This window comes from Syntrophomonas sp., from assembly GCF_028707975.1.
GTDB lineage: Bacteria > Bacillota > Syntrophomonadia > Syntrophomonadales > Syntrophomonadaceae > Syntrophomonas.
On record NZ_JAQVZX010000063.1, the window covers coordinates 1 to 10,729 of the forward strand.

Sequence of the window (10,729 nt, forward strand, 5' to 3'; positions counted from 1 at the left end):
ATAATTGTGATAATAAGTGATGTTAAAAGAGACATGGGGATACTTGTTTTCATATATAATCCTTGATATTTATGTCAAATATAAGCAGAATATGCTATAATTACCCCAAATAATGCGGAAGAGGGGTAATTTTTTATGGGCGGAGCGAAAGTTATTACTGTGATGAATTGGAAAGGTGGCGTGGGAAAGACCACAATGACCCACCATCTGGGTACGGGACTGCATATGCTTAGCAAGGAAGAGCGGCTGGAGTATCTGGGTTCGGAAAAGATGCCCCGAATCTTATTTGTGGACAATGATGCCCAGTGCAATTTGTCCATTTCCTGTCTGCATGTTGAGAAGTATGAGGATTTGGTGTATAAGCAGCATCTTCCAACTATTCATGATTTGTACAAGTTGTTTATTTGTAATGAATCTCCTGCGGTGGACATGCATAAATATATAATAAAGAATCAGGTGCGCATGGATAACCATAGAGTATTCATGGGTATGGATTTGCTGCTGGCCCACCAGGAACTGGTTTATCTCGATATGAATATCGCGATGAATAGCCGGGCCAGTTTTCAGAGCGGCTTAATCAGCAAGGAGATTTATAAGTATCAATATCTTAACGATATCCTGGAATCCGTGCGTAGTGATTATGATTATATCTTTATTGATTGCCCTCCCAATCTAGGCTATACTACGCTGAATGCTTTGTATGCCAGTGAATATTGTCTGATTCCTACGGGACTGGATCATCTCTCTTCATATGGTATAGCATCGCTTTTGAAGGAGATTGATCGTCTGAATACGGAGTTTGCTACGGCAGTCCCGGATCATCCTATGATTGAGGTGGTGGGGATCGTAGCCAATAATGTGGAGGAGAACAGGGAGGCGCCGAAGCGGAGTCAGAAGCTAATCCGGGAACGCTTGAAGGATAGTTATCACGAACTGATGTTCGAGCCTTATCTGACCCGGGGGGATGGGATTCCCAATGCTTCGGAGCAAGGGTATCCGGTATATGCTGACAGAAGCGGCAATGCCCTTAAACAGGGTGATCTCTTGATGGAGATCCTGCGTGAGTTTCTGGGCAGGATTTGAGGGGGAGAAGTATGAAATTGATGGTGGGGGAAGCCCTGGAAATCGTGACGCGGGTGCAGAAAATTCTGCAGTACTACCAGGGAAGCAAAGTGAGCAGTGTGAGCGATATGCTGGATGATATTTACCTGCGTTGCTGTGTATCTGAGGAAGTGAAGCGGGATGATGGTTATGCTGCACCGGGGATGGAGAAAGATTATATAGTCAAAGTCAATAAGCCTGTAGTCAAGAAAGCGGTTAAGAAGGAGAAACGAAAGCTTGAGAGTGCAGAGGATTTTTTGCTTCTGGAGGAGCAACTGCGTGGCTTGGAGCGGGAGCAAGCTGAGGAGCTGTTAATGACATATAAGATTAAAGAGCTCTGTGCATTTGCGGATCATATGTCGATCAGTGTTCTTAAAAGTGCCCGAAAACCAGTAATTGCAGGACAGATATACAATCATTATGGTTTTCGTCACCTGAATACCAAAATGGGGCAGCGCCCCCATATGGAACGCTAAGTTAACGGGTGAGTTTTCTATAAGAGTAGTTTCCGGCAATTTATAAATATTTGGAGCTTAAGATATTTACTATTACGGCCCTTTTTCTTTGAGGAAAGAGGGCTATTTCTATTTTTATATCTTTCCAATGAAAAAATACGGATACTTTTATAAAAATTACGGATAAAAAGTGTTGACAGAAGAGGATAAATTTGCTATCTTATAGCAAATAAAGTACTTACCTGGTGAATAACGGAAAGGAGGTAGGAAATGGTATACAAATTTACGATGCCTGCGGTTCGGGGTAATCAGTGCAGCAGGGAATATTACGTGGGCATTGTTCCGTTTGGACTGCTCCCGCGTTTGTTTCTATATAATGAAGAGTTTGTTCCGGCTAAAGTACGGGCTCAGAGACCACTGAACCAGCAGCGGGTGCCGGAGATCGCGAATTATATCCTCTATAATGATGACTGGCTCTTTTCTTCATTAACGGCAACAGTTGCTGGGGAGATTGAGTTTATTCCCTTTGATGAGCGAAATCCTGATGTGGGCACTCTGCAGGTGGATATGAATGCGTCCTTTTTCATTAATGATGGGCAGCATCGCCGGGCGGGAATTATTGAGGCGATGAAGCAGAATCCGGAGCTGGCCCGGGAGAGTATCTCGGTGGTGATTTATCCGGATGAGGGACAGGAGCGGGCGAATCAGATGTTTGCGGATCTGAATCGTTATGCGCAAAAGTCGACCAAGAGTTTGAATGTACTCTATGACGCGCGGGATCCTCTGTCTCAGGCTACCAGTGAGATGATGAAGAGAATCGAGATTTTTGGTTTTTTTACCGACAAGGATCGGGTTTCCCTGGCCAGCAAGAGTCCAAAGCTTTTTACCCTGGGTTCGCTTTATGAGGCGAATAAATATTTGTTGAAGATTAACCGCAAGAAGCTGCGTGAATTTAGTGAAGAGGATAAGGAGACGATCATTGCTTATTGGACAGAAGTAGTAAAGAATATGCCTATCTGGGCAATGGCGCGGCATGGAGAAATGAAGACTTGGGAAGTACGAGAAGAGTACATTTGTTCACATTCGGTCATTATTCAGGCTCTGGGACTGGTAGGTTCGTATCTGCTGGAACGCAGCGACTGGCAGATGGATCTGTCAGCATTACAGGAGGTCGATTGGCGCAGGAGCAATCCGGAATGGAAGGGTGTTGTCATCAGTGCCAATGGCCGGGTGGTTAATTCCAAGCCGGTCGTAAAACTGAGTGCTATTCTGATTCGTCAGAAAATGGGTCTTGGAATCAGCTCTGCTGAACAAAAGGAACTGGACAGTGTAAGGTGAGTATCGGGTGGTGAGGAGTTGAAGTTTTAAGTTGCTATGGGCTCTAATGAGAGGAGGAATGTATGGTGGATATGGGAAAGGTGGAGCAATTGCGTGATGAGGTAATAGGAATCAGACCGGTTTATAGCGAAATAGGTAATGCTACGGATATTCTATTGAAGGATGGCAGGGTAGTAAGGGATAGGCGGGTACTTAACTCGGTGGTGAAAGCTCTGGCTGCTTCCTATGCGGTTGACCTTAAGGCACAGCGGCGAAATCTTCGGGAGAAGTTAGGCCGCAAAGGGGTGTTGCCTTTTTACCTGGGGGAGGGGCGGGTCTTTGTCCCCTTAAAAATGCGCCAGGCGATTACGGATGGTGATTCTGTCTATGGCTACTTAGACATGTCCTATATGGGTCAACCTCGGGCCGGGACAAGCAGGGAATGTCTGATCCCCTTGGCCAATGGTTTAGAGCTGCAGGTCCTGAGTGCCCAATCTACCATATTGGGCATCCAGAATACCGGTCAAGCGCTGTTGTCAGCTTTGCAGCCTGATAAAGGTGATGGTGATGTCAGGGAGGAACAAGTTAAAGAAGCAACCCGGGTACTAGCGGCTGCTTTGGTAGAGATTCTTGAGCAGCTTAAGCGGATTGAATATAGCTTAAAATAAGTCGGGATTATAATAAATCGGGAATAAGCAATAAGTCCGGGGAAAGGCCCCACCCTCAGACTCGGTGGAGACCCGGTCCTGATTTATGGAGTCAAGGCTATAGGACAAACAAAGGGAAATAATGGAGGGGAAGGAATTGATATCAGTTGTTTTAGCGGGTGGTCAGGGTTTGCGTTTATGGCCGGAGAGTACGGAAGAGCATCCTAAACAGCTCTGTGATTTTTTAGGGAGGGGGAGTTTGCTGGCTATGACCCTGCAGCGTTTGCAACCGTTGGGTTCACTGCTGGTAGTGGCCGGAGAAAGTCAGCGGGATATGCTGGAACGGGAAGTGGCTGCCTGGCAGGCGGGCTTGCTAACTGAACCGATGGGCAGAAATACGGCTCCGGCGGTGGGGCTGGTGCTGGCAGGCATGGAGAATGCTGGTGACGAGGTGTTAGGTATCTTCCCGGCGGATCATCATATAGAAAATGATGTGGAGTTCCGCCGTGTTTTAGAAGTAGCAGCGGGACTGGCCCGGCAGGGATACCTGGTTACAGTGGGGATTGTTCCTGCTTATGCGGAGACTGGTTACGGCTATATTGAGCGGGCCGGGGAAATGGAGCTGGATAGCGGAGCTTATGTGGTGAAGGCTTTTCATGAAAAACCGGATGCATCTACGGCTCGGGGATATTTACAGAACGGGAATTTTTATTGGAATGCGGGCATATTTCTGGCTACGGCCAAAACCTGGCGCAGCTTGATGCAGGAACTTATGCCGGGTGTATATTCTTACATATTGCAGGGCCAGGATGCTTACCGGGAGGCCTACCCTACTTTTCCTAATATCTCTATCGACTATGCCATAGCGGAAAAATGCCAGCAGATGGCGGTTGTAGAGGGCAGCTTTGGCTGGAATGATATCGGCAGTTGGGATGCTCTGGCGGCGGTGCTGGAACAGGATGACGATGGCAATGCTATGAGCGGGACAGCGGTGGCGATTGAATGTAGGGGATGCCTGGGCCGGAGTAGAGAGAAAAAGCTGGTGCTTTTTGGGCTGGAGGATATGGTGGCGGTGGAAACGGATGATGCTATTTTAGTTTGTCCCCGCAGCCGCTCGCAGGATATAAAGAATTTGCTGGATATGTTAAAGGGATAAGTCCGGGTCTTATCCCCGTACTTATTTGAATACCGGGGGCAAAGAGCACCCGGTTTTTCTTACCCAGGTATATCTGTATTTCATTGTCGCGAAGAATTGCCAATGATAAGGGTTGCAACTTAATTCTCCATCTGCCTTTTAATCTTTTCTATTTCCTTGTCACTGAGATCGGTTATTTCCTTTATTTCATCAATGCTCATTTTCTTTTGGAGTAATTTTCTGGCTATTTCCCGCTTACCTTTGATCTTTCCTCTTGCCTCTACAACCGGATCATACAGAGTTTTGGCCATGCTCAGCACTTCCTCATTCAGCTTTTCATCTTTTACATACCGGCTGTTTAAGTATCTGAAGAGTTCTGCGTTAGCCAGGAGTATTTTGTGCAGGTCTTCTCCGTCTATTTCCTTAGCTTGAAACAGCCTTACTGTTTCCCGGGATATGTTTTCCACTATCTGCTGGGCTTTCTGAATTAGTTCCCGTGACGTAGATGATATTAAGTTCTTACTTAAGGCGCTTCCGCTAACCTTAGCGGGAGCTTTCTTATTGATCGTTGGAAGTAATACTGTCGGATGGCGGGTATTGTCATCATAAAACGTAAAGAGTATAATATTATACATAATATATAGTTATAATAAAAGCCTATCCAATAAAGCGCAGTTAACAAGGATATTCAGTCGAGTGGGGGACGAGAGATGCTATGCTAAAAGCTTGTGCAGGCATAGCAAAAGGAAAGGGGAAGTGAGGTTGAGACCGGCATTATTGGAATCATTTCAAGAGATACGGGACAAAAATATGCTTACATTTAAGGAAGCCAAGGAAAGAGGCGTAAAAGTAGCCGGGATTTACTGCGGATACTGTCCGCGCGAGCTGGTGCTGGCGGCGGGTGCTATTCCGGTAGGTTTGTGCGGTACCCGGGAAGAGCCGATTGCGGCAGCGGAGAAGGATTTGCCCCGCAATTTGTGCCCATTGATCAAATCGTCATATGGCTTTGCGGCCACCGATACCTGCCCCTATTTTCACTTTTCAGATTTGATTATTGGTGAGACGACCTGTGACGGCAAGAAAAAGATGTTTGAATTGCTGGGCAAGATTAAACCCGTGCATGTAATGAATCTGCCGCAGATTCCGGATCGCGAATCATCACTAAAATTATGGCATGATGAACTACAGCGTTTGCAAAAGGTCATTGAGGAAAGTTTTGCAGTGGAGATAAGCGAAGAAGCGTTGCGCGAGGCCATTCATCAAACCAATGAAGAATTGCGGGTGCGCAAGGAGTTGTTGGATTTAAACCGGAACAAGCCGGCTCTGATATCCGGGATGGATTTGTTGATGACGACCTTCCAGGTGGGGTTCAATGCGGATCACAAAGAAGGCGTTGTCATGATGGAGCGATTGATTGCTCAGGTTAAAGAAATGGCAGCGCAAGGGCATCAGGTGGGTGATGAGAAAACGCCCCGCATCCTGCTCACCGGCACGCCGGTGGGAATGGGCAGTGAGAAAATCGTTTCGCTGGTGGAGGAGTGCGGAGGATTGGTAGTAGCTATGCAGAACTGCAGCGGTTACACCTGTACCCAGTTTATGGTGGACGAGAACGACCAGCGCGATCCCTTGATGATCCTGGCCGAGAAATACCTCAGTATTCCCTGCTCGGTTATGACACCCAACCCGGGGCGACTGGCCTTATTGGAGCAGATGATCAAGGATTTTCAAATTGATGGGGTCATAGACCTTACCTGGCAGGCCTGCCACACGTTTAATGTGGAATCCTTCAATGTGTCTGAGCTGGTCAAAAACAAGCTGGGTTTGCCGTTCATCCAGATCGAAACGGATTATTCCAATTCTGACCGGGAAACTTTAAGGGTCAGAATAGAGGCCTTTCTGGAAATGATCTAATAAGGTAGGGGGACACACCTCTGCGGAGGAATGTCCCCGCCGCGTACCCGAAGGGTGGAGGGAGGTGTCCCCCATAATAAAATGGCAGGGGCTTTTCGGAATTCGGTGGCATGGATTGAAAGATGAAATACGGATAACAGACGATGGAGGAATATTATGATCGTAGCCGGTGTAGATGTGGGTTCGATATCGACCAAGGTCGCGGTCCTCACTCCGGAGAAAATAACTTATAAAATGGCACCTACGGGGTGGAGCCCTCGGGAAACCGGACTTGCGACCTACCAGGGATTACTTCAGGAGCTCGGGCATAGCGAGGATGATGTCGACTTTGTGGTGGGTACTGGCTATGGCCGGATTTCGCTGCCTTTTGTCAGCAAAGCCATTACTGAGATTACCTGCCATGCGCGTGGAGCTGCCCATCTGGTTAATGACAGCACCATGGTGATAGACATCGGCGGGCAGGACAGCAAAATTATCAAGATTGACCAGAAGGGGAAGGTGCTGGACTTTGTTATGAATGACAAATGTGCGGCCGGAACCGGTCGCTTCCTGCAGATGATCGCTGCCGCTCTGGGGCTTGATGTTGCCGAGTTGTCTGAATTATCGAGAGGGAAGACACCCTTGACATTGAATAGCATGTGCGCGGTTTTTGCCGAATCGGAGGTAATCGGACTGCTGGCCGCTGGCCGTGACAAAGGAGAGATCGTAGCCGGGCTGCACCAGTCGATTGCCCGTCGTATTGCCAGCATGGCCCAACGTATGGGAAAAGCAGCGCGCATCACTTTTACCGGAGGAGTAGCCCGGAACGAAGGACTGTGTAGCTGCCTGCGGGAGGTACTGGGTGCGGAAATAATAGTGCCTGCGGAGTGCCAGCTGGCGGGAGCCCTGGGCGCAGCATTGCTGGCCCGTGATTATTTGTCATAAATTTAAATCCAAAATTAAAAATTTGACTCCACTGCAAAAACTCCTTTTGTTGCATGAGGGTTGCATAAATATACAAAGTTTATATCTCTTTGCAATGACAACAAATTTATATTGGGGAGGGAATTGAATAATGGCTGATTATCGTCAAATGTGGACTGATCTGGAGATGGATCTGGAAAAACACGACCTCCTGTGTGAGGCCCTGCCGGACGCTTTCGGGGGCATTTACCTGAGCCAGGAAAACCGCCCGCAAGGCATGGACTTTTTTGATTTTGTGGTAGCGGAAATCCATGGGGTCCGCCCGGCTGAGCTGATTGAACATCAGCAAAAGGGCGGCAAGGTATTTGGAACTTTTTGCGTTTACGTTCCCGATGAGGTAATATTTGCTGCCGGGGCTATTTCCACCGGGCTATGCGGCGGCTCGCAGTTTTGGGTGCCGGGCGGGGAAAAAGTCCTGCCGACCAATACCTGCCCCTTGATAAAAGCTTCAGTTGGAGCGCGTTTGGACAAGACCTGCCCGTTTTTCCGCATTGCTGACATGTATGTGGGGGAAACCACCTGTGATGGGAAGAAGAAAGCCTGGGAAATCCTGGCCAGTGATGTGCCGATGCATATTATCGATATTCCCCAGATGAAGCGGGCCAAGGATATTGATGGATTTGCGGAAGAAATCAAGGAGTTTATAAAAGTAGTGGAAGATTTCACCGGCAACAAGGTTACCGCCCAAGTGCTGGGCGAGAGCATCAAGCTGATAAACAACAAACGGAAAGCCCTGCAGCGGCTTTATGCTACGCGCAAGGCGGCACTGGTTCCCATTAGCGGCAAGGATGCCCTCTTGGTTACCCAGATTGCTTTCTATGATGACCCGACGCGCAATGCGCAGATGGTCAACAAGCTCTGTGACGAACTGGAGGAGCGTATTGCCCGAAAGGACGGGGTATTTCCGGAAAATGCCAAGCGCATATTGATTACCGGTACCCCGATGGCCATTCCCAACTGGAAGCTGCATCATATTGTAGAGACGGCCGGAGCCGTTGTGGTTGTGGAAGAACTCTGCACCGGAACCCGCTATTTTGAGAATCTGGTCGATGAAAGTGCAACCACCCTTGATGCGCAGGTAAGAGCACTGGCCGAGCGTTATATGAAAACCAACTGCGCCTGTTTTACCCCCAATCCGGGCAGAATAGACGATATAATCCGGCTAGTCCGCGACTACAAAGCTGATGGAGTAATTGACTATAATCTGCAGTTCTGCGGACTCTATTCCACCGAAAGCTACCTAATCAAACAGGCACTGGATGCGCAGGGGATTCCGCTGTTGCATATCGAGACCGATTACAGTGAGCAGGATTTTGAACAATTGCGGACTCGAGTGGAAGCATTCCTGGAGATGCTGGGGAAGTAGGTTTTATAATTGGCGGTATCTGAATATAAACACTACATCCTTTTTCCCAATCATAATGAAGGCTTGCGCTTAAATCATATTCTAAAAGAACGGGGAATAGAAAACACGATTTCGCCAACCCCACGTGCGGCCAGCAAAAGCTGCGGGATATCGCTGATTGTGGCTGAAGATGAGCTCGACATGATCAAGCAGATAATAAATGAGAAACATGTTTGTATAGAAGGAATAATAGCCCTGACGGCCAAAAAGAATTGGAAATTTAAGGGATGCTAATTAATTAGAAAGAAGTCATCAAAAAGCCTGGATCAGGCAACGGGTCCAGGCTTTTTGCTCTATGATTTCTTTTTTGTCGTATTCCCAGTATTTCATTACCGGTACCCGATATCTTACTTCCTGTCCATCGGGGAAAATGAGTCGCAGTCTTAGTTCATCTTTGATATTGGGGTTTTGCTCGCGTCTTTGGCCTGCATTTGGTTTTTCTTTTATCCCAACTGTCAAACTCGGGAGAAGTGTAATTGAATATCGGCAAAGCCGGGGGCGGTCCAGGAGTGCGGAAGGATGCAGCTTTGTGCTGAGGTAATTAAACCAAATGTTTTAATGGTTAAATTTTGCTGCTCATTTTTTTCTATGATATAATAAAGTAAGACTATTAACAGGAGTGTGATTAAATGCCATGTTTAATGTTACGGAGGTAAGACAAAATATCAGTAAAATAATTACTCAAGTCATTGAAACAAAGGAACCCATAGTTTTGTTGAAGAGATCAAAACCTGTAGCCTACATCATAGAAGCTAAAGTTTTTGAAGAACTACAAGCAAAAGCAAAAAAGGTGGAGAGCTACGAAAAAACAGAAAAAGCGAAAGACACTCTTCAGCGATTGGCCAAATTAAGGGGTGAAATGAAGCCCCAGCCAGATTCCACTCCATTGATCAGACGATTGCGGGAGGGGGAGGAGCGGAGTGAGTAGCTATATATGCCTTGACAGCAGCGTTTTGATAAAAGTTCTGGTTAATGAAGAGGATAGCGACAAGGCGGTTACCTTGATGGAGAGGGTAATTAATGAGAGGATGACTGTTGTTTTGCCTGACTTTGCCTGGGCTGAAGTGGGGAGTGTCTTAAGAAAAAAGGTAAGTAGAAGGTTAATAAACCCGAAACAGGCCGAGGTTGCCTGGGAAGCTTTTAATAGCTTCGGGGTTATTACCTTCATAAATGACGTTTCTGTTATGCGGGCAGCCTGGCAGATAGCGGATAAAGAGAAACTGCCTACTTTATATGATGCGGCTTACTTGGCCGTAGCGGAAATTATGGCAAAACAAAACGGAGAAGAGTGCGAGTTCTGGACTGCTGACAACAAGCTGGCAAGCTCCGTGAAGAACAAAAGTTATGTTAAAGTATTACAAAGCTGCATTATTTTCTAACGTCCTGGTAAATCTGCTTTTGAACAGACTTTCTATGAAGCCCGGCAGATAATGGAAATACATTCTCAACAAACGCTGCAGCGCATTCCTCTGGCCGCCTTATACTATATATATTACCGGTATACCATTGAGCTTTTGCTGCAGGAGCTTCTTCAGGCATTCTTCGGCTTGCAAGCGGATATCGGAACGATAGCAGTATTTTCCCCGTCCTCGCCCGGTCATAAGGGATTTATCATACAATTTGACAGCGTTAGGAAATGCTTCGGCATTAATAGCCCGGTGGATATAACTGTAAGTCATAAAGATGATTTCTATGAACAATTCCTTTTTTATTTTATCCGGCAGTTCGTCAGCCAACTGCTCAATGAGCTGCGAATAAAGCTCTTGCCAGTTATCCAGCAATACTACCGGTGCTA

Annotated in this window: 14 protein-coding genes; 11 read left to right on the forward strand and 3 right to left on the reverse strand. The window is 47.0% G+C overall.

What is annotated here, in order from left to right; all coding sequences use genetic code 11:
• Nucleotides 1-135 precede the first annotated feature (135 nt).
• The 5 genes from PHP87_RS08465 to PHP87_RS08485 all read left to right on the forward strand — a co-directional run bounded on the left by PHP87_RS08465 (nucleotide 136) and on the right by PHP87_RS08485 (nucleotide 4,676).
• Nucleotides 136-1,083, forward strand: coding sequence for a ParA family protein (locus PHP87_RS08465; protein ID WP_299920344.1), 948 nt, complete (start codon nucleotides 136-138; stop codon nucleotides 1,081-1,083).
• 11 nt (nucleotides 1,084-1,094) lie between these two features.
• Nucleotides 1,095-1,577: a hypothetical protein gene (locus tag PHP87_RS08470; RefSeq protein WP_299920345.1), complete on the forward strand. Its 483-nt coding sequence runs from the start codon at nucleotides 1,095-1,097 to the stop codon at nucleotides 1,575-1,577.
• 249 nt (nucleotides 1,578-1,826) lie between these two features.
• Nucleotides 1,827-2,894, forward strand: a complete 1,068-nt coding sequence (gene dndB, locus PHP87_RS08475; RefSeq protein WP_299920346.1) for a DNA sulfur modification protein DndB — start codon at nucleotides 1,827-1,829, stop codon at nucleotides 2,892-2,894.
• 62 nt (nucleotides 2,895-2,956) lie between these two features.
• Nucleotides 2,957-3,541, forward strand: coding sequence for a hypothetical protein (locus PHP87_RS08480; RefSeq protein ID WP_299920348.1), 585 nt, complete (start codon nucleotides 2,957-2,959; stop codon nucleotides 3,539-3,541).
• Nucleotides 3,542-3,677: 136 nt separating this feature from the next.
• Nucleotides 3,678-4,676 carry a mannose-1-phosphate guanylyltransferase gene (locus PHP87_RS08485; protein ID WP_299920350.1) on the forward strand — a complete coding sequence of 333 codons (999 nt, stop codon included), beginning with the start codon at nucleotides 3,678-3,680 and terminating at the stop codon, nucleotides 4,674-4,676.
• A 119-nt stretch (nucleotides 4,677-4,795) separates the two neighbouring features.
• On the opposite strand, the gene PHP87_RS08490 is transcribed toward PHP87_RS08485, so the two are convergent.
• The gene (locus PHP87_RS08490) at nucleotides 4,796-5,290 is read right to left on the reverse strand and encodes a hypothetical protein (RefSeq protein WP_299920352.1); all 495 of its coding nucleotides are present in this window, start codon (nucleotides 5,288-5,290) and stop codon (nucleotides 4,796-4,798) included.
• A gap of 127 nt (nucleotides 5,291-5,417) precedes the next feature.
• Here PHP87_RS08490 and PHP87_RS08495 point away from each other — a divergent pair, with 127 nt between their 5' ends.
• The 4 genes from PHP87_RS08495 (at nucleotide 5,418) to PHP87_RS08510 (ending at nucleotide 9,168) form a co-directional block, all read left to right on the forward strand.
• Nucleotides 5,418-6,566 (forward strand): double-cubane-cluster-containing anaerobic reductase, encoded by a 1,149-nt coding sequence (locus tag PHP87_RS08495; protein ID WP_299920354.1) that lies wholly within the window; start codon nucleotides 5,418-5,420, stop codon nucleotides 6,564-6,566.
• Nucleotides 6,567-6,722: 156 nt separating this feature from the next.
• On the forward strand, nucleotides 6,723-7,490 hold the full coding sequence (locus PHP87_RS08500; RefSeq protein ID WP_299920356.1) for an acyl-CoA dehydratase activase: 768 nt from the start codon (nucleotides 6,723-6,725) through the stop codon (nucleotides 7,488-7,490).
• A 130-nt stretch (nucleotides 7,491-7,620) separates the two neighbouring features.
• Entirely contained in the window at nucleotides 7,621-8,895 is a 1,275-nt protein-coding gene (locus PHP87_RS08505) for a double-cubane-cluster-containing anaerobic reductase (protein ID WP_299920358.1), read from the forward strand.
• Between the two features lie 9 nt (nucleotides 8,896-8,904).
• Nucleotides 8,905-9,168, forward strand: a complete 264-nt coding sequence (locus tag PHP87_RS08510) for a DUF3343 domain-containing protein (RefSeq protein ID WP_299920360.1) — start codon at nucleotides 8,905-8,907, stop codon at nucleotides 9,166-9,168.
• Between the two features lie 18 nt (nucleotides 9,169-9,186).
• Here the strand turns inward: PHP87_RS08510 and PHP87_RS08515 are convergent, their stop codons facing one another.
• The gene (locus tag PHP87_RS08515) at nucleotides 9,187-9,393 is read right to left on the reverse strand and encodes a hypothetical protein (RefSeq protein WP_299920361.1); all 207 of its coding nucleotides are present in this window, start codon (nucleotides 9,391-9,393) and stop codon (nucleotides 9,187-9,189) included.
• 175 nt (nucleotides 9,394-9,568) lie between these two features.
• Between PHP87_RS08515 and PHP87_RS08520 the strand changes: the two genes are divergently transcribed.
• The gene (locus PHP87_RS08520) at nucleotides 9,569-9,862 is read left to right on the forward strand and encodes a type II toxin-antitoxin system Phd/YefM family antitoxin (RefSeq protein WP_299920363.1); all 294 of its coding nucleotides are present in this window, start codon (nucleotides 9,569-9,571) and stop codon (nucleotides 9,860-9,862) included.
• Nucleotides 9,855-10,313, forward strand: a complete 459-nt coding sequence (locus PHP87_RS08525) for a type II toxin-antitoxin system VapC family toxin (RefSeq protein WP_299920365.1) — start codon at nucleotides 9,855-9,857, stop codon at nucleotides 10,311-10,313. The genes PHP87_RS08520 and PHP87_RS08525 overlap by 8 nt, the downstream gene beginning before the upstream one ends.
• Before the next feature lie 99 nt (nucleotides 10,314-10,412).
• On the opposite strand, the gene PHP87_RS08530 is transcribed toward PHP87_RS08525, so the two are convergent.
• A partial coding sequence (locus PHP87_RS08530; protein WP_366942910.1) for a spore photoproduct lyase family protein occupies nucleotides 10,413-10,729 on the reverse strand: 317 nt, incomplete at its 5' end.

Bases quoted from the DNA above. Each gene is read 5' to 3' on its own strand.
- PHP87_RS08465 (WP_299920344.1), top strand. From the start codon at position 136: ATGGGCGGAGCGAAAGTTATTACTGTGATGAATTGGAAAGGTGGCGTG.
- PHP87_RS08470 (WP_299920345.1), top strand. From the start codon at position 1,095: ATGAAATTGATGGTGGGGGAAGCCCTGGAAATCGTGACGCGGGTGCAG.
- dndB (WP_299920346.1), top strand. From the start codon at position 1,827: ATGGTATACAAATTTACGATGCCTGCGGTTCGGGGTAATCAGTGCAGC.
- PHP87_RS08480 (WP_299920348.1), top strand. From the start codon at position 2,957: ATGGTGGATATGGGAAAGGTGGAGCAATTGCGTGATGAGGTAATAGGA.
- PHP87_RS08490 (WP_299920352.1), bottom strand. From the start codon at position 5,290: ATGTATAATATTATACTCTTTACGTTTTATGATGACAATACCCGCCAT.
- PHP87_RS08500 (WP_299920356.1), top strand. From the start codon at position 6,723: ATGATCGTAGCCGGTGTAGATGTGGGTTCGATATCGACCAAGGTCGCG.
- PHP87_RS08505 (WP_299920358.1), top strand. From the start codon at position 7,621: ATGGCTGATTATCGTCAAATGTGGACTGATCTGGAGATGGATCTGGAA.
- PHP87_RS08520 (WP_299920363.1), top strand. From the start codon at position 9,569: ATGTTTAATGTTACGGAGGTAAGACAAAATATCAGTAAAATAATTACT.